Origin of the sequence: Streptomyces sp. RFCAC02, assembly GCF_004193175.1 — a bacterium.
GTDB lineage: Bacteria > Actinomycetota > Actinomycetes > Streptomycetales > Streptomycetaceae > Streptomyces.
Map to the genome: position 1 here is coordinate 876,384 of NZ_SAUH01000001.1, position 17,674 is coordinate 894,057.

The window sequence follows — 17,674 nt, forward strand, 5'->3', positions numbered from 1 at the left end:
GTAATGCCCGCGTTCACATCGGGGATTTCGGTCACGCGCCATTCGTCGGCGCACAGGAACGAACGCGTCACGGTGCGCGGCCACGACACGGGAGCGGTGCGATGAGGAAAGTCGGGACGGCCGGGGAAATCGTCGAACGCGCGCTCGGCGCCGCGCGCGCGGAGTACGCGGTGGTGCTCGTCGACGAGACGTCGTCGGTGGATCTGCGGTGGGCGGGCAACGCGCTCACGACGAATGGCGCGGTGCAGGCGCAGCGCGTCACGGTCGTGGCGGGCGTGCGGCGGGACGACGGCGTGGGGGTGGGCGTCGTGTCGTGGTCGGCCGTCACGCCCGACGCGGTGCCGGACCTGGTGCGGGCGGCCGAGGAGGCGGCGCGGCAGTCGCCGGTGGCGGAGGACGCCATGGAGCTGCCCCCGGGGACGGCGCCACCGCGCCCGGGTACGAGGAGGCCGCGCGACGCGCGGAGCCCGACGTGTTCGCGGGGTTCGCGCCGGCGCTCGGCGAGGCGTTCCGGAGCGCGGCGGCGGGCGGGCGCGAGCTGTTCGGGTTCGCCCGCAGGCGGGTGACGACGACCTGGCTCGGCACGTCGTCGGGGCTGCGGCTGCGGCACGAGCAGCCGGCCGGGCACATCGAGCTGAACGCCAAGTCGCACGGCCGCGCCCGCACCTCGTTCGCTGTGCTGCCGGTGGACGACTTCGCCGCCTGCGACCCGGTGGCGCTCGACGCGGCGCTCGCGCGGCGCCTGGCGTGGGGCGACCGGCGCGTCGAGCTGCCGGCCGGGCGGTACGAGACGCTGCTGCCGCCGTCGGCCGTCGCGGACCTGGTCGCGTTCCAGCAGTTCAGGGCGGACGGCCGGACCGCGCACGAGGGCCGCAGCGTCTTCAGCAGGCAGGGCGGCGGCACGCGCGTCGGCGAGCGGATCGCGCACCTGCCCGTGAACCTGTGGTCCGACCCGTCGGCGCCGGGCCTCGCGTCGAGTCCGCACCTGATGGTGCACAGCTCCGTGAGCGCGATGATGCCGACCACCTCGGTGTTCGACAACGGCCTGCCGCTCGGCCGTTCGGACTGGATGCGGGACGGTGTGCTCACCGGGCTCGTCACCTCGCGGCACACGGCCCGCCTCACCGGCCTGCCCGTGAACCCGCTGCCCGGCAACCTGCTGCTCGACGCGGGCGGCACCGCCTCCCTGGACGAGCTGGTCGCCCGCACGGAACGCGGCCTGCTGCTCACCTCGCTCTGGTACATCCGCGAGGTCGATCCCCGCACCCTGCTGCTCACGGGGCTGACGCGCGACGGCGTGTACCTGGTGGAGGACGGCGAGGTCACGGCCGAGGTGAACAACTTCCGCTTCAACGAGTCCCCCGTCGATCTGCTGGCCCGCGCGACCGAGGCCGGGGTGCGTGAACGCTGCCGGTCCCGCGAGTGGGGCGACGACGCGGCCCGCGTCGCCATGCCGGCGCTGCGTGTCCCGGACTTCAACATGAGCACGGTCGCCACCGGCGTCTGACCGGCGGCGGGCCGCCCGGACGGCCGGGGCCGGTGAGCCTTTGCGGTGAATGGCCACCCCGCAGGGTGCTCACCGGCTGCGCACGCTCCGGTCACGGGTTGTGCTGGTGGTGCCGGGCGCCGCGCATGGATCGCGCGCGCCGGTTCCCTTCCCTCTCACCCCGAGTGGAGCGTGCGATGACACGTGTGCGGTTGCGAATGCCGCCGTCCTGTCGAGTACCGTGCGGCGGACGGCGCGAGAACGCGGAAGACAGGGGCGGGGCGGCCACCATGGGCGGCTGGCCGCGGTGCTTCTCGCCACTGTCCTGCTGGGCGCCGGCGCCGGTGTGGCACCGGCACGGGCGATGGGGACGGTCTGCATGGTGAACGGCGTGCCGCAGGTGGCCGTGGAGGCGAACGGCTTCACGATCTCGGGTGTGGCCGGGCAGGACAACGAGATCGTCTGCTCCTGCGCACTGGCCGATGGGGAGACGATCGCTCTGGGCAGCGGCGGCACGAACACCCTCACCGTCACGGGGACCGTGGCCGGGACGGTCGTCGCGGGCGGGACGATGGACACGATCGAGATCCTGCCGCTGGTGGGCGAGGGCATCGCGCCCACGGGCACGGTCGAGCTGGCGGGCGACGCCGCGTCACTGACCGTCGTGGCGGGCGCGGGCGCCCCGTCGGCAACGGCGCCGGACGGCAATGCGGGCACGATCACCGTGACGGCCGACACGGCGGACATCTCCATCAGCGGGGGCGAGGGCGCGGGCGCGTCCGGTGGAGCGGCGAACTCGGGCGGCATCGAGGCGGGCGGCGCCGACGCCACCATCGACCTGACCGGCGGCGCGGCCGACAGCGGCAGCGGCGGGGCCGGGAGCACGGGCACCGTCACGGCGGGCGAGTCCGGCACCCTCACCGTCACGGGCGGCACGGGCACGGACGACGCCACCGGCGGTGACGGGAACACCGGCACCATCACGGCCGGGGACGCGTCGCAGGGCACCACGGTCATGACCGTCGCCGGCGGCGACGGTGTCGGCGGCGGCGCCGGGAACACCGGCACGATCACCGCGACCAGCGCGTCCCCCGTCTCGATCACCGTGGCGGCGGGCGACTCGACGGGCAGCGCGGCTCCGGCCCCCGAGGCTGCGAACACGGGAACGGTCGAGGGCGGCCCAGCCGGGGACGACATCGACGTCCTGGGCGGCGCGAGCACCGGTCCGCAGGGCGGTGACGCCAACGGGCCGGGCGGGAGCGTCGATGGCGGGGACGGCGGCGACACCATCACCCTCACGGGCGGCACGGGCTCCGAGGAGGGCGGGACCGCCAACGCGGTGGACGCGACCGTCGCCGGCGCCGGAGGGGACGACACCATCGCACTGACCGCCGGGCTGCCGGTCGTGTCCAACACCAGCGACGCAGGCACGGTGGACGCGGGGCCGGGCCTCAACACCTGCCTGCTCGATCCGGTCTCGTCCATCGGAACCATCACGAACTGCCTGGTGGACTGCCTGCCGGAAATCTGAACAGCACCTTCGGCGGCGGGCGGGGACCCCCACGTCCGTGACTCCAAGGACATCGAGGGCGACCGGCTCACTGTGGGCCGTGCTGCCTGGTCCTCCTTCATCGGCCAGCTTCACCACTGCACTCCCCGATTCGGGCCGTCCAGCGGATTACCCGCAGGACGGCCCGTTCCGCTGCCCAGTCGGAACCGCGACGCCGTGAGACGATTTCCTGACAGGACCTTCATCGGACGTCTTCCCCGATGGTCCGCTCCCCCGAACGGGCAGCGGGCGGTCGGTTATCCGGTGGCGGGGTCCGGGTCGGTGGGGGCGGTGTCCGGAGGTGTTCCGGTGTCCCTGCCGAACAGTTCGCGGGCCTCTTCCGTGGCGCGGATGAGGATGTCGGTCACGAAGTCGTTGAAGCGGGCGATGCCGTCCAGGCGGTCGCCGGCCGGGGTCCCGAGGCCGAAGACGGCGACGCCCTGCCGTGCGATCGCCACCAGCTCGGCCGAAGCCCGCGCGCTGGCCGTCAGCGACTGGTACCAGACGTCGTCGTCGACGACGTAGTGGTCGCGGCGGCGTTCGTCCTGGTCGCGGCGGATGAGGTGCTGCTCCTCCAGGTACGCGACCGCCTTCGACACCGAGGCCGGGCTGACCTGGAGATGCCGGACGAGTTCGGCCGCCGTGCAGCTCCCGGCGTCGGCGAGGGTGAGGCCGGCCAGCACCCTGGCCATCATCTTGGGCAGCCCCGAGGCCATGAGGACGGTGGTGAACAGTTCCTCGAACTCGCGCACGGCCTCGGCGTCACGCCCGTGGGACTGCTCGGGTGCCTGCTGCGCCCGGGGCACGGCCTGCCTGCGGCGCTTGACGCGGCGCTCGGCGGTGCGGTGGGCCAGGTCGGCCCGGTAGCCGGCCGGGCCGCCGTTGCGCGTCACCTCGCGCGTGACCGTCGACGTCGGGCGGTCCAGACGCCTGGCGATCTCCGCGTACGCGAGGCCGTCCGCCAGTCCGGACGCGATCTGCTGGCGTTCCTGCTGTGTGAGCCTGCCTCCCGGCATCCGGGCCTCCTCCATCGTCGGTACGTCACCGCAGCATACCGACCACTCACCGTTAGATTGCAACGACCCAAGCCACTTCGTTGCGTTAAGCGACATTCTCGTTGCAACGAATTCTGCCATCTGACCTGCGGTGATTGAGTTTTGATGCAACGCAAGCGTTGCGGGATCCGTGAATGCAACGTAGCTTTTGCGTCGTCGGAAACAACGAGCCGAAGGAAGAGAACGATGCAGACCTTCACCACCCCCGCCCCCATCTCCACCGTCCTCGACATCCCCGCCGGGCGCGTCCGGTTCATCGCCGCCGACCGCGCCGACACCACGGTCGGGGTCCTGCCGGCGGACGCCTCCAAGGGCCGCGACACGAAGGCCGCGGAGCAGACCACGGTCTCCCTCGCCGACGGCGTCCTGCGGATCGAGGCCCCGGAGGCCAGGAACCAGATGTTCGGCGCCTCCGGATCCGTCGAGGTGACGGTCCACCTCCCCGCCGGCTCGTCGGTCCGGGTCGCGACGGCCGACACCGAACTCCGCGCCAGCGGCCGTCTCGGCGAGGTCTCCCTGGAGAGCGCGCGGGGCTCGGTCGAACTCGACGAGGCCGCCGGCGCCCGTATCACCCTCAGCGCGGGCGACATCTCGGTCGGCCGCCTCACCGGTCCCGGCGAGATCAGCACGCAGAAGGGCGACATCACCGTCGCCGAGGCCGTGCGCGGCACGGTGACCCTCCGCACCGAGCAGGGCGGCATCACGATCGGCGCCGCCGCCGGGGTCTCCGCCTCCCTGGACGCCGGCACCGGCTACGGCCGCATCGAGAACTCGCTCAAGAACGCCGACGGCGCCGCCGCCGGCCTGACCATCCACGCGACCACCGCCCACGGCGACATCGTCGCCCGCAGCCTGTGACCGACAGCTTCCGAGGAGCATCCACCATGACCACCCCGGCCATCGCGGCAAGCGGTCTGCGCAAGTCCTACGGCGACCACACCGTGCTCGACGGCGTCGACCTGACCGTCCCCGAAGGAACGATCTTCTCCCTGCTCGGCCCGAACGGCGCGGGCAAGACCACCGCCGTGAAGATCCTCTCCACCCTGATCCGCCCCGACGCCGGCGAGGTCCGCGTCGGCGGGCACGACATCGCCGCCGACCCGTAGTCCGTCCGCTCCGCGATCGGTGTCACCGGCCAGTTCTCGGCCGTCGACGGGCTGATCACCGGCGAGGAGAACATGCTCCTGATGGCGGACCTGCAGCACCTGTCCGAGCGCGAGGGCCGGCGGGTCAGCGCCGAACTCCTGGAACGGTTCGACCTCGCCGACGCGGCGAAGAAGCCCGCCTCCACCTACTCCGGCGGCATGAAGCGCCGCCTCGACATCGCCATGACGCTCGTCGGCGACCCGCGCATCATCTTCCTCGACGAGCCCACCACGGGGCTCGACCCCCGCTCCCGGCACTCGATGTGGGGCATCATCCGCGAACTCGTCACCGGCGGCGTCACGGTCTTCCTCACCACCCAGTACCTGGAGGAGGCCGACGAACTCGCCGACCGCATCGCCGTCCTCCACAACGGCACCATCGCCGCCGAGGGCACCGCGGACGAGCTGAAGCGCATCGTCCCCGGCGGCCACATCCGCCTCCGCTTCACGGACCCGGCCGCCTACCGCTCCGCGGCCGACGTCCTGGACACCACGTCCCTCGACGACCAGGCACTCACCCTCCGCGTCCCGTCCGACGGGACGCAGCGCGAACTGCGCGCCCTCCTCGACCGGCTGGACACCGCCGGCGTCGAGGCCGACGAACTGACCGTCCACACCCCCGACCTCGACGACGTGTTCTTCGCCCTCACCGGCGACCAGCCCAAGGAGAACGACCGATGAGCACCCTCTCCCTCGCCGTGCGCGACTCCTCCACCATGCTGCGCCGCAATCTCCTGCACGCCAGGCGCTACCCGTCCCTCACCCTGAACCTGCTGCTCACCCCGGTGATGCTCCTGCTGCTCTTCGTCTACCTCTTCGGGGACGTGCTGAGCACGGGCATCGGCGGCGGCGACGCGGACCGCTCCGACTACGTCGCCTTCCTCGTGCCGGGCCTGCTGCTGATGACCATCGGCAGCACCACGATCGGCACCGCGGTGTCCATCTCCAACGACATGACCGAGGGCATCATCGCCCGCTTCCGCACCATGGCGATCCACCGCGGCTCCATACTCATCGGGCACGTCGTCGGCAGCGTCCTGCAGGCCGTCCTGAGCGTCGTCTTCGTCGGTGTGGTCGCCTTCGCCATCGGCTTCCGCTCCACCGACGCCACCGTCCTGGAATGGCTCGCGGCCTTCGGACTGCTCGTCCTGTTCGCCACGGCCCTCACCTGGATCGCCGTCGGGATGGGCATGGTCAGCCCCAACGCCGAGGCGGCGAGCAACAACGCGCTGCCGCTGATCTTCCTGCCCCTGATCTCCAGCACGTTCGTCCCGATCGACGCGATGCCCGGCTGGTTCCAGCCGGTCGCCGAGTACCAGCCGTTCACCCCCGTCATCGAGTCCCTGCGCGGCCTGCTGCTCGGCAGCGAGATCGGCCACAACGGGTGGCTCGCGATCGCCTGGAGCCTGGCGCTGACCCTTCTCGGCTACCTCTGGTCGAAGTCGGTGTTCAACCGCGACCCCAGGTGACCGCCGTGACGGCGCGGGCACGCCCCGCCGCACGGCCACCGCCCCAGGGCGGCGTACCCCCGGCACCACGCCGGAGTACGCCGCCCTTTCCGCGTACGGCTACAGTGCTTCCCGGGCCGTGACTGGCGCTGAGGTGGAGCACCACCGGGGAGCGGCCCGGCGAGATGCCGAATGCCGGTGCGCCTGGGCGAGTGGTCAGCAATGCCCGGGAGACACGAATGCCCGCACAGCTCATGGACGGAACCGCTCTCGCGCGGCGCCTCGTCGAGGAGACCACCGCCGCGGCCGCCGACATCACCCGGCGCACGGGAACCGCCCCCTGCCTGGCGACGGTCCTGGTGGGCGAGGACCCCGCGTCCGTCACCTATGTCCGCATGAAGAGGAACCGGTGCGCCAAGGCCGGCATCGGGTCGCGCCACATCGCCCTGCCCGCCTCGACCACGACGGCCGAACTGGTCGCGACGATCGCGGATCTGTCCGCCGATCCGGACGTGCACGGCATCCTGATGCAGCATCCCGCCGGCCCGCACATCGACGAGCGTGCGGCGTTCGAGGCCATCGCCCCGGAGAAGGACGTCGACGGGGTCACGATGCACTCCTTCGCCGCGATGGGCTTCGGACTTCCCGGGTTCGTGTCCTGCACGCCCGGCGGGATCATGCGGCTGCTCGACGCGTACGACGTCGGCCTCGCGGGCAAGCGCGCCGTGGTGGTCGGCCGCAGCGCGATCCTCGGCAGGCCGGTCGGGATGCTGCTGCTCGCGGGGGACGCCACCGTGACGTACTGCCACTCGCGCACCGCGGACCTGCCGGCGATCGTCCGGGAGGCGGACATCGTCGTCGCGGCCGTGGGCCGGCCCCGGCTGATCCGCGGCGAGGACATCAAGCCCGGCGCGGTCGTGATCGACGCCGGGTACAACGCGGGCAACGTCGGCGACGTCGACTTCGACACCGCCCGCGCCCGGGCCGGCCTGATCACTCCCGTCCCCGGCGGGGTCGGGCCGATGACCATCGCGGTCCTGCTCGCGCAGACCGTGCGGGCCGCCGCACACCAACTGGGGGTGCAGGCGCGCTGACGTCCGCGACCGCCCGCCGGCCCCACGGCACGTCAGAGGATCGGCGGGCGGCCCAGGCGGGTCATGCGCCAGACCGTGCGCCACCGCATCGGGCGGCGCGGGCCGCACGGTGTCCGCAGGCCCTCGAAGAAGCCGCCCCACCACGCCCGCAGACTGCCCGGCGACCGCGTCCGCAGCGTGGTGAGGACGATCCACACGCCCAGGTGGACGGGGACCAGGGCCGCCGGCAGGCGGCGCCGGGCCAGCCAGACGCGGTTCCGCGCGGTGAACCGGTAGTGGCCCGCGTGCCGGGCGGGGGACGTCCTCGGGTGCTGCAGGACGAGGTCCGGCTCGTACAGGATCCGCCAGCCCGCGTCGAGCGCCCGCCAGGCGAGGTCGGACTCCTCGTGGCCGAAGAAGAACTCCCCCGGCCACAGGCCGATCTGCCGGAGCATGGGCATCGAGAGGCCGTGGCCCCCGCCCAGGAAACCGGTGACCTCACCGCCGCGCATCGGATCGGCGGCCCCGGGCCTCGGCACCCAGCGGCGCTCCGTGTGGCCGTGCTCGTCGGCGACCCTGAACCCGACGATGCCGAGCCGCGGGTCCTCGGCGAACAGCCGCCGGACCGTGCGGAACACGTCGTCGGCGACGAGCAGGCCGTCGTCGTCCAGTTCGACCACGACGTCGACATCGCCCGCGTCCCGCAGCAGGCGCAGGGCGACGTTGCGGCCGCCGGGGCAGCCCAGGTTGTCCGTCAGCGGGACCTTCGTGGCGTCCGTCGCGACATCGGTGAGCGGCGTCGCGTTCCCCACCAGCACGACCCGCTCGGCCGCGACGTCCTGCTTCTCCACCGACGCGAGCAGGGCCTCCAGTTCACGCGGACGCGTGCCCATGGTCACGACGACGACTCCGATACGCGGCAGTGACATGAGGGCGAACTCCAGTGGTCGGCGGCGACGCCGATGCTAGTGCCTGATCACCCGTGTCCGCCCTGCTGAGGAGTGCGTGCCATTAGTCTGCGCGGTGTGATCGATTCCGGTTCGGACCCCGACGACACCGAACTCGCCGTGGCCGCCGCACGCGCGGGCGCCGCCATCGTGCGTGCCGGGTTCGGCGAACGGCTCGCCCGCGTCGACAAGGGCGCAGGGGACTTCGCGACCGCCGCCGACATCGAGTCCGAGCGGGCGATCGTGGGTGTCATCCGCGCCGCCAGGCCCGATGACGCGCTGCTCGGCGAGGAGGGCGGACGGCAGGGCGCCGCCGGTGCCGAACGCCAGTGGCTGGTGGACCCGTTGTGCGGCACGCTGAACCACGCCGCCGGCATGCTGTGCGTGGCGGTCAACGTGGCGCTGCTCGGCGGTCCCGCGGCGGTCGCCGACCCCTTCGCCGACGAGGTGTTCCTGACCGACGGCCGAAGCGCCCGCGTCCGGCGCGACGGAGCCGACGCGCCCCTGACACCCACATCGGCCACGCGGCTCGTGGACGTGAACCTGGACCCGCCGTTCCCCGGCGCGCCCGCGTTCCGGGCCACGGACGTGCTGGCCCATCCGGTGTTCATCGAACGGTTCCGGCCCCGGGTCGTCTCCACGTCGCTGGCGCTGGCCTGGGTCGCTGCGGGCAGGCGCGCCGCGTACGTCACGGACGGCGGCGACCTCTCGGAAAGCGTGCACTTCGCCGCCGGCATCGCCCTGTGCCGGGCGGCCGGCTGCGTGGTCACCGGCATCGACGGCGCCCCCGTCGGACAGGGCGCCCGCGGCCTGGTGGCCGCGGCGGACGCCGACACACACGCCCTCCTGATGTCGATCATCCACGGCGCCCCCGGCTCCGGTGACGGCGGGCCGCGGGGCGGCCGGAGGAGGGCACCGCGGCGCCCGGGACGCCGTCAGCGCACGCGCCGGAGTCTGGTCCAGCCGGACCAGCCGCGTTCCTCCAGCAGCTCGATGAGCCTGCGGGCCGGTGGCACGGCGTCGAAGGCCAGCGCGTCCATCAGCCGGGCGAACGACGGCTCGACGCCGGTGTCGTCGACATAGTCGTCGCCCTCTTCGTCGGCCATCTGCGTGAGGTGGGCGGCCAGTTCGTCGGCGAGGTCGGCCAGCAGCGGATCGTCGTCGGGCCGGTCGAGGGCACGGCTCAGGGTCCGGTAGAAGCCGGCGAACCGCGGGTCGGCGATCTGCTCGCGCTTGCGCGCCACCCACTCCGCGACCCGCTCGGGCGAGCGCGCGGCCAGCGGGATCCAACCGTCGCGTTCCACCCGGACGATCCGCTCGTCCACGCCCAGTGCCCGCAGCCGGTCGAGATGCGCGACCACTTCCGGCGGCAGCGCCAGGCCGTCCCCGGCGGCGAGGCGGGCGATCCGCTCGCGAAGGCGCTGCCGTTCCCGGATCTCCGACCGCAGCCGCTCGTCGATCGAGGCGACCGCCGTGGCGAACTCCTCCTCACCGGCCCGCAGCAGTTCCCGGACGCGCGCCAGCGGGACGCCCGCCCCGGCGAGGGTGCGGATGCGGATGAGTTCGACGACGGCTCCGGCGTCGTATCGCCGGTAGCCGGCGTGGTCACGCTCGGGCTCCGGCAGCAACCCCCTGGCGTGGTAGTGCCGCACCGCGCGCACCGTCACCCCGGCGTACGACGCCAGCTCGCCGATGGTCAGCATGGATTCGGTCCCCCGGTGTCTGCTCAGCGGGCCGGACGGTACGCGGTCCCGATGATCCGCGCGATCTTCGGGGCGTGCGTGAGGACGAGCCCGTGGTCGGCGTCCAGCCAGGTCGCGGACACGTGCGGCCGCTCGCGGACGAGGCGTTCGGCGCCCGCGCGCCAGAGCCGGTTGTGCCGCGGAGCGCGCCCCTCGGTGCTGTCACCGGCGATCGCGGTGGACATGATCATGGTGATCGGCCGGTCGATGCGACGATACCGGTCGAGGAGCGAGGAGCGGACCACGTCGACCTCCAGGTTCAGGGCGTGGATCTCCTCGGCGGTGAGCAGCACCCGCCGTGCGGCGTTGCCGATGTGCCCGGTCGTCTGCCGCGTCGCCAGGTCTTCGGCCAGGGCGCGGAACGCCGCCGTGTCGGCCTCGGTGATGAACGGCTCGGGGAGCGGGTTCGCCCCGTCGACGAGGACGAGACCCGCGAAGCCGCCGGGATGCGCGGCGGCATGGTGCACGGCCAGGTCCGCGCCCAGGGAGTAGCCCACGAGCAGGGGCGCCTCCCAGGCCGGGGCGAGGCGTGACGTCTTCGCCAGCACGGCGCCGAGGTCGCTCAGGAACCCGTCGAACGAGTAGCGGTCGGCGGCCGAGGACAGGCCGTGGCCCCGGAGGTCGAATGTCACCACGTCGTGGTCGCGCCGCAGGAGCCCGATCAGTTCGCGCAGGTCGTCCTGTGTCGTGTTGAGCCCAGGACACAGGACCAGCGGGCGCCCTCGGCCACCGCGGGAGACCGCGATCGTGACACCGTCGTGGTCGATCGTGAAGTGCCTCATCTTCTGTCGCCTCTCTCGTCCGGCTCCCCGTCGTGCCCGGCCATGCTGCGGGGTTGCCCCTGCGTCAGGGTCAACCGCGCGGTGCCCGCGGGGGAGCCCCGACCCGCGCACGGCCGGTGGCGTCGGACGACCGTAGGATGGGCGGGTTCCCACCATCCGCGACGACCCTCTGGACCGAACGTGACACGCCTCGGCGACTCCGTGAAGCGCGCCACCGCGCTGCTGACGCAGGACCTCTCCTCCGCCGCCACCGTGCGGGAGCTGCTGACGGAGACGAGCGCCCGGCGTTATCTGGATCTCTCCGACCTGCCGCCGGCCGAGCAGGCCGAGCTGGTCGCCGCCGGTGCCGTGAACATCCTGCCGTCCGCCGAGTCGCTCACCGAGCGCATCGACGCCGCCCGCGCCGAGGGGCGCGGCCTGCACGTCAAGCTCGGCATCGACCCCACCGGCAGCGACGTCCACATCGGGCACGCCGTCCCGATGATCGTGCTGAGCCGCTTCCAGCGGATGGGGCACGACGTGACGCTGATCATCGGCGACATCACGGCGCGGATCGGCGACCCGAGCGGCCGGTCGACGGAGCGCCCGCCGCTCACCGACGAGGACATCGCGCGCAACCTCGCGGGGTACCGGGAGCAGGTCCGGCCGTTCTTCGACTTCGACCGGGTCAGGTTCCGGCACAACAGCGAGTGGCTCGCCGGGATCACGCTCCCCCGGCTCATCGGCATCCTGTCGCAGGTGTCCGCGTCCGCGCTGCTCCAGCGCGAGGACTTCCGCACCCGCCTGGAGGCCGGGCACGGCCTGTCGATGTCGGAGCTGATCTACCCGGTCGCCATGGCGATCGACTCGGCCGAGATCGAGTGCGACGTGGAGCTCGGCGGCGTCGACCAGCTCCTCAACCTCCAGATGGGGCGGCGCGTCATGGAGATCTACGGGCAGCGTCCGCAGCTCGTCGTCACCATGCCGCTGATCGAGGGCACCGACGGGTCGGGCGCGAAGATGTCCAAGTCGAAGGGCAACTACATCGGCCTGTCCGCGTCCGCCGACGACCTGTTCGGCAAGGCCATGTCGATCCCGGACCGGCTGATGGACCCGTGGCTGCGGTCCCTCACCGAGTGGACCGACGCCGAGGTGATGCTCACCACACAGCGGATCGCCGACGGGACGCTGCACCCGATGGACCTGAAGCGGGTCCTGGCCGGCGAGATCGTGGCCGCCCTGTACGACGTGGACACGGCGATGGCGGCGCGCGAGGCGTTCGCGGCGCAGTTCTCGCGCCGGAGCTTCACCGAGGTCGAGGCGCTGCCCGAGGTGTCCCTCGCGGCCCACGGCGCCGAGGCCGTGACGGCGGTGCTGACCGGCGTCCTCGGCTTCGCGGCGTCGGCGTCGGCGGCGCGGCGGCTCGCCAAGCAGAACGGGCTGCGGCTCGTCGTGGAGGAGGCCGGCGGGCAGCGGACCGAGGTCCTGGCCGAGGGTGACGCGCTGCGGCCCCTCGCCGAGATCGTCGCCGAGCGCGCGGGCGGTGCCCCCGGGGGCGTGTACCTGAAGGCCGGGCGGAAGCTGGCCCGGGTCGCGTCCTGAGCCGCGGACGGCAGGCGTACCGTGGACGCGGGTGATGTGACATGCGTACGCGGACAGGGAAGAAGCCGGCCGGTGGCGGCGAGGTCTACCGGATCACGGGTGCCCGCCAGGGGCTGACCGACGATGTGCGGGGACGGCAGCGGCGGTACGTGATCTCGATGCTGATCCGGACCGTCGCCGTCATCGCGACCGTGCTGCTGTGGAACGTGAGCAGGCCCGTCGCGGTCGTCACGCTGGTGGCGGGCGCGCTGCTGCCGTACATCGCCGTCGTCGTCGCGAACGCCGGCCGGGAGAACGTGCCGTCCCTCCCGTCCGCACTTCTCACGTCGGGACGGTCCGCCCTGCCGCCGGCCGACGAGCACCTGCACAACCGGAACTGACCCTTCCGGGGGCGCGCGGAGGGCGGGCGCGAGGGGCGGGAAGGCGTGAAACAGTAGCGGCCCGGCGCGAATTGACGCGTTCCACTGCGCTGGGACGGGCATTGCATGTCATACTTCTAGAGCGCTCCGCATCCCCCGTCGGAGCGACGTTACGACGCCGGGCGGCTCCCCCCGTGGCTGCCCGGCGTCGCCGTGTGCCGAGGTGTTTTCCGGCGCCGCACTAAGCTTTCCCCCGCCCGTCCCCGCCGCGACCGCGCGTCCGGTGTGGAAGAAGTGCGGGTGTGATGCGACCGTGAAGGGTGGGACATGTGATGAACGAGCCGGGTGGTGCGCCGGACGGGGACGCCGCCGTCGTGTGTTCCGCGAAGGCGTGCCGGGCGCCGGCGGAGTGGGTCCTCGCGTGGAACAACCCGAAGCTCCACACGCCCGAGCGGCGCAAGACGTGGACGGCGTGCGAGGACCACCGCGAGTATCTGTCGCACTTCCTCGGGGTGCGGGGCTTCCTGAAGGAGGTCGTCGCGCTGGGCGAGTGGGAGGACCGGCCGGCCGGCGCGGCCGGGGGGTCAGCCGCCGATCGCTGACATCGGGCGCTCCGGCTGCGTGAAGCCGGGGGTGTCCAGTCCCGAGCCCGCCTTCTTGCCCCACATCGCGGCCCGCCACAGGCGGGCCAGCTCCGTGTCGTCGGCGCCGCCGCGCAGGGCGCCGCGCAGGTCCGTCTCCTCGCGGGCGAACAGGCAGTTCCGCACCTGGCCGTCCGCCGTGAGCCTGGTCCGGTCGCAGGCGCGGCAGAACGGGCGCGTGACGGACGCGATGACGCCGACCCGGTGCGGGCCGCCGTCGACCAGCCAGCGTTCGGCCGGGGCCGAGCCGCGCAGGCCGCCGTCCTCCGGGGTGAGGGCGAAACGGGTGCGGAGGGACGCGAGGACGGCGTCGGCCGTGACCATGCCGTCGCGCTGCCAGCCGTGCTGGGCGTCCAGCGGCATCTGCTCGATGAACCGGAGTTCGTAGCCGTGGGCGATGGCCCAGGCGAGGAGGTCGGGGGCCTCCGTGTCGTTGACGCCGGGCATGAGGACCGAGTTGACCTTCACGGGGGTGAGCCCGGCGGCGCGGGCCGCGTCGAGGCCGGCGAGGACGTCGGCGTGCCGGCGGCGGCGGGTGAGGCGGTGGAACGTCTCCGGATCGAGGGTGTCGAGGGAGACGTTGACCCGGTCGAGGCCCGCGGCGCGCAGGGCGGCCGCGGTGCGGGCGAGCCCGACGCCGTTCGTCGTGAGGGAGAGGCGTGGCCGGGGGGCGAGCGCCGCGCAGCGCTCGACGATGCCGACGAGGCCGGGGCGGAGCAGCGGCTCACCACCGGTGAACCGGACGTCGGTGACACCGAGTTCGCGGACGGCGAGGCCGACGAGGCGGACGATCTCGTCGTCCGTCAGCAGCTCGGGCCGGCCGAGCCAGGCGAGCCCTTCCTCCGGCATGCAGTACGTGCAGCGGAGATTGCACCGGTCGGTGAGGGAGACGCGCAGGTCGGTTGCCCTGCGGCCGTGGGTGTCGAGCAGCATGGGGGGAACCTCCGCCGCGTTCGCGCCTGGTCGTTTCTGGCCAGTTCTTCCGGGCCGGATACCGGCAGCGTACGTCACGGGTCCGACAGCGGACCGGAGGCGATCGGGCCGCGTGCCCGGGACCTTCGCCAACTGGCGGGCGGCGCACGCGGCGTGGCGGGCACGCGCGGCGGGCGGTGTCAGAGGCGGCCCGTATCCTCTGAAACCATGCTCGAAGACCAGCAGGCACACGCGCTGAACGTCCCCGCCCCGGTGGCGGTCCCGTCGGCTCCGCTCGGTCCCTGGCCCTCGGGCTATCCGACCGGTTACGCGGTGGTGGACGTGGAGACGACCGGGCTGGCCGTCCAGGACCGCGTCGTCTCGGCCGCCGTGTACCGGCTGACCGCGCGCGGGGACGTGGAGGACCACTGGTACACGACCGTCAATCCGCAGCGCGATCCGGGGCCTGTGCACATCCACGGGCTGACGGCGTCGATGCTGGCGGACGCGCCGCTGTTCGCCGACATCGCGGACGAGCTGGCCGACCGCCTCGCCGGGCGCGTCCTCGTCGCGCACAACGCGAAGTTCGACTGGTCGATGCTGGCCCACGAGTACGCGCGCGCGGGCCGTGTGGCGCCCGTGAAGCAGCGGTTGTGCACCATCCACCTGGCGAAGGCCCTCGCCCTGCCGCTGCCCAACCACCGTCTGGAGACGCTCGTCTCCTACTGGGGCGTCGAGCAGCGGCGCGCGCACCACGCGCTGGACGACGCGCGGGTGCTGGCCGAGGCGTTCCGGCCGAGCCTGCACCAGGCCGCGGGGACGGGCCTGCCGCTGCCGCTGCTGGCGTGCCTGCCGGTGACGCGGTGGAGCGACGCGCCGGCCGTCCCGTCGCCGGCCCAGGCGGCCAGGGGCGTGCGGTGGGGCACGGGGCGCCGGATGGTGAAGCGGCGGCCGCCCTGCCTGTGGGGCAACCCGGGGCGGTACGAACCGGGCGGGCGTCTCGTGCAGGGCATGCGGGTGGCGTTCTCCGGCGACACCGAGACCGACCGCGAACTGCTGGAGGACCAGGCGTTCGACGCGGGCCTCCACATCGCGACGAGCGTGTCGCGGCTGACGAGCCTCCTCGTCACCAACGACCCGCTCGCCCCCACCAGCAAGGCCGTCCGTGCCCGCCAACTGGGCACGCCCGTCGTGGACGAGGTGACGTTCACCCGCCTCCTGGGCGACGTGGCGCCCGGCACGCCGGTGCCCGACGAGGACCCTGCGGACGGCTGAGGCAGGGCGCTCCGGTACGGTCGGGTGGTGTGTACCGGTTTCTGCTGTCGCGGCAATGGGTGGTCCTCACCCTCATCGCGCTGATCCTGATCCCGAGCATGATCTGGCTCGGGTTCTGGCAGCTCCACCGCCATGAGCAGCGGGTGGCGCGCAACGACCTGATCGGCGCGTCCCTGTCGGCGCCCGTCGTGCCGGTGGACGAGCTGACCGCCGTGGGCGGGGAGCCGGCCGACGGCGACCGGTACCGGCGGGTCACGGCGGAGGGCACCTACGACACGGACCACCAGGTCGTGGTGCGCAACCGCAGCTCGAACGACGAGTCGATCGGGTACTGGGTGCTGACGCCGCTGCTGCGCGACGACGGCACGGCGGTACTCGTGAACCGTGGCTGGATCTCCTCGGGCGACGACCCGACGGCGGTCCCCGACGTGCCGGCGCCGCCGGACGGCGAGGTCACGGTGACGGGGCGGCTCATGCCGGACGAGACGACCGGGAACACCGGCATCCGTGAACGCTCCGGGCTGCCGGACGGCATGGTCATGATGATCAACAGCGAGGAGCGGTCGGCCGCGATGGACGGCGTGCCGACGCTCGGCGGCTATCTCGCGCTGACGGAGACGTCGCCGGCGCCGGCGGACGCGGCGGCGCAGCCCGAGCTGCTGAAGGACCCGGACCACACGAGCATCGGGTCGCACCTCGCGTACGCGATCCAGTGGTGGCTGTTCACGGCGGGCGTGCCGGTGGGGTGGGTGATCCTGTTCCGGCGGGAGATCGCCGACCAGCGGGCCGCGGCCGGGAAGGCGGCCAAGAAGGCGGCCGGGGCCGCGGGCACGCCGGATGCCGGGCCGGTCGCCGGGAAGTCAACCGCGGGGGCCGGCGTCACTCCCTGACCTCCCGTGCGGTCGGGCCGGTCACGCGGCGGGCGGGTGGAGCGCGGTGATGCCGGCGAGGACGAGATCGACCCCGGCGATGAACTGCTCGCGGTCGTCGTGCTCGCGCAGCCGGCCGGCGACGGCCCGCGTGAACGGGTAGGCGTCCGGGGCGAGCCCCTCCCACGCCGCCGACACCCCGTCGAGGAAGGCGGCACGGTCCCCGCCGGGCGGGGCGGTGCGGGCGCTCGCGGTGTTGGCGGCGTTCTGGCCGGCGGCGCCGAGGACGTAGTGCATCAGCGCCGAGGTCACGGTGAACCAGCTCTCCTCGGGCACCCCGAGCGCGCCGACGTGCCGGCCGATGCCCTCGAAGATCCGCGGCACGACCGTCCCCGCGGGGCTGCGGGAGAGCTGCGTGGCGAGCTGGGGCGCGAGCCACGGGTGCCGTTCGGTCGCCTCGAAGAGGCCGAGCGCGACGGCGCGGACGCCGTCGCGCGGTGACGCGGCAGGAGCGGCCGCCCCGACGGCGGCGGCGACGACCGCGTCGGTGGCGGCGCCCAGCAGCTCGTCCTTGTTCGCGACGTGCCAGTAGATCGCGCCGGGGCCGGTGGCGAGGCGCTCGGTCAGCGCCCGGAACGTCAGCCCCTTCTCCCCGTGTGTGTCGAGCAGCTCGACGGCCGCGCCGACGATGCGCTCGCGGGAGAGCGGTTCCTCCCGTCGCTCGGAGCGACGCGTCCTCGGTGCCATGGGGCCATCCTGACACACCTCGCTGGAACGACGTTCCAGCTTGACATTCCTGGAACGCCGTTC

15 protein-coding genes, 3 pseudogenes and 1 riboswitch are annotated in these 17,674 nt (G+C 73.2%); of the genes and pseudogenes, 12 read left to right on the top strand and 6 right to left on the bottom strand.

Translation table 11 applies throughout. The features are described 5' to 3' along the window. Window positions 1-101 precede the first annotated feature (101 nt). Window positions 102-1,507: pseudogene (locus EMA09_RS03885) on the top strand (metallopeptidase TldD-related protein). 286 nt (window positions 1,508-1,793) lie between these two features. Beyond that, window positions 1,794-3,017, top strand: coding sequence for a hypothetical protein (locus EMA09_RS03890; protein ID WP_129838906.1), 1,224 nt, complete (start codon window positions 1,794-1,796; stop codon window positions 3,015-3,017). Between the two features lie 275 nt (window positions 3,018-3,292). On the opposite strand, the gene EMA09_RS03900 is transcribed toward EMA09_RS03890, so the two are convergent. Further along, entirely contained in the window at window positions 3,293-4,051 is a 759-nt protein-coding gene (locus EMA09_RS03900) for a helix-turn-helix domain-containing protein (RefSeq protein WP_129838908.1), read from the bottom strand. A gap of 225 nt (window positions 4,052-4,276) precedes the next feature. On the opposite strand from EMA09_RS03900, the gene EMA09_RS03905 reads away from it, so the two are divergent. The 4 genes and pseudogenes from EMA09_RS03905 to EMA09_RS03920 all read left to right on the top strand — a co-directional run bounded on the left by EMA09_RS03905 (window position 4,277) and on the right by EMA09_RS03920 (window position 7,777). Further along, the gene (locus EMA09_RS03905; protein ID WP_129838910.1) at window positions 4,277-4,948 is read left to right on the top strand and encodes a DUF4097 family beta strand repeat-containing protein; all 672 of its coding nucleotides are present in this window, start codon (window positions 4,277-4,279) and stop codon (window positions 4,946-4,948) included. A 26-nt stretch (window positions 4,949-4,974) separates the two neighbouring features. Beyond that, window positions 4,975-5,916: pseudogene (locus EMA09_RS03910) on the top strand (ATP-binding cassette domain-containing protein). Next, entirely contained in the window at window positions 5,913-6,704 is a 792-nt protein-coding gene (locus EMA09_RS03915) for an ABC transporter permease (RefSeq protein WP_129838912.1), read from the top strand. Before EMA09_RS03910 ends, EMA09_RS03915 begins: the two are co-directional and overlap by 4 nt. A 108-nt stretch (window positions 6,705-6,812) precedes the next feature. Next, window positions 6,813-6,900, top strand: a riboswitch (ZMP/ZTP riboswitch). A gap of 22 nt (window positions 6,901-6,922) precedes the next feature. After that, window positions 6,923-7,777, top strand: a complete 855-nt coding sequence (locus EMA09_RS03920; protein WP_129838914.1) for a bifunctional 5,10-methylenetetrahydrofolate dehydrogenase/5,10-methenyltetrahydrofolate cyclohydrolase — start codon at window positions 6,923-6,925, stop codon at window positions 7,775-7,777. A 32-nt stretch (window positions 7,778-7,809) separates the two neighbouring features. Here EMA09_RS03920 and EMA09_RS03925 read toward each other — a convergent pair whose 3' ends face one another. Then, window positions 7,810-8,685: a glycosyltransferase gene (locus tag EMA09_RS03925; protein WP_129838916.1), complete on the bottom strand. Its 876-nt coding sequence runs from the start codon at window positions 8,683-8,685 to the stop codon at window positions 7,810-7,812. 96 nt (window positions 8,686-8,781) lie between these two features. Here EMA09_RS03925 and EMA09_RS03930 point away from each other — a divergent pair. Next, a pseudogene (locus EMA09_RS03930) lies at window positions 8,782-9,564 on the top strand (inositol monophosphatase family protein); the annotation flags it as partial. A 74-nt stretch (window positions 9,565-9,638) separates the two neighbouring features. On the opposite strand, the gene EMA09_RS03935 reads toward EMA09_RS03930, so the two are convergent. Together EMA09_RS03935 and EMA09_RS03940 are read right to left on the bottom strand one after the other, a co-directional pair. Then, window positions 9,639-10,406, bottom strand: a complete 768-nt coding sequence (locus tag EMA09_RS03935; RefSeq protein ID WP_129838918.1) for a MerR family transcriptional regulator — start codon at window positions 10,404-10,406, stop codon at window positions 9,639-9,641. 23 nt (window positions 10,407-10,429) lie between these two features. Continuing rightward, on the bottom strand, window positions 10,430-11,227 hold the full coding sequence (locus EMA09_RS03940; RefSeq protein WP_129838920.1) for an alpha/beta fold hydrolase: 798 nt from the start codon (window positions 11,225-11,227) through the stop codon (window positions 10,430-10,432). 180 nt (window positions 11,228-11,407) lie between these two features. On the opposite strand from EMA09_RS03940, the gene tyrS reads away from it, so the two are divergent. From tyrS to EMA09_RS03955, 3 genes are all read left to right on the top strand, one after another. Further along, on the top strand, window positions 11,408-12,808 hold the full coding sequence (gene tyrS, locus EMA09_RS03945; RefSeq protein ID WP_129838922.1) for a tyrosine--tRNA ligase: 1,401 nt from the start codon (window positions 11,408-11,410) through the stop codon (window positions 12,806-12,808). Between the two features lie 41 nt (window positions 12,809-12,849). Then, a complete protein-coding gene (locus EMA09_RS03950; RefSeq protein WP_129838924.1) occupies window positions 12,850-13,188 on the top strand; it encodes a DUF3099 domain-containing protein in 339 nt (112 codons plus the stop codon). Window positions 13,189-13,499: 311 nt separating this feature from the next. Further along, the gene (locus EMA09_RS03955; RefSeq protein WP_129838926.1) at window positions 13,500-13,769 is read left to right on the top strand and encodes a hypothetical protein; all 270 of its coding nucleotides are present in this window, start codon (window positions 13,500-13,502) and stop codon (window positions 13,767-13,769) included. Here EMA09_RS03955 and moaA read toward each other — a convergent pair. Beyond that, on the bottom strand, window positions 13,752-14,741 hold the full coding sequence (gene moaA / locus EMA09_RS03960) for a GTP 3',8-cyclase MoaA (protein ID WP_129838928.1): 990 nt from the start codon (window positions 14,739-14,741) through the stop codon (window positions 13,752-13,754). The genes EMA09_RS03955 and moaA overlap by 18 nt on opposite strands. A gap of 207 nt (window positions 14,742-14,948) precedes the next feature. On the opposite strand from moaA, the gene EMA09_RS03965 reads away from it, so the two are divergent. Both EMA09_RS03965 and EMA09_RS03970 read left to right on the top strand, forming a co-directional pair. Next, window positions 14,949-15,995, top strand: coding sequence for a DEDDh family exonuclease (locus EMA09_RS03965; RefSeq protein ID WP_129838930.1), 1,047 nt, complete (start codon window positions 14,949-14,951; stop codon window positions 15,993-15,995). A gap of 29 nt (window positions 15,996-16,024) precedes the next feature. Next, entirely contained in the window at window positions 16,025-16,885 is an 861-nt protein-coding gene (locus tag EMA09_RS03970; protein WP_129838932.1) for an SURF1 family protein, read from the top strand. A 21-nt stretch (window positions 16,886-16,906) separates the two neighbouring features. Here the strand turns inward: EMA09_RS03970 and EMA09_RS03975 are convergent, their stop codons facing one another. Beyond that, window positions 16,907-17,611 (bottom strand): TetR family transcriptional regulator, encoded by a 705-nt coding sequence (locus EMA09_RS03975; RefSeq protein ID WP_129838934.1) that lies wholly within the window; start codon window positions 17,609-17,611, stop codon window positions 16,907-16,909. Window positions 17,612-17,674 lie beyond the last annotated feature (63 nt).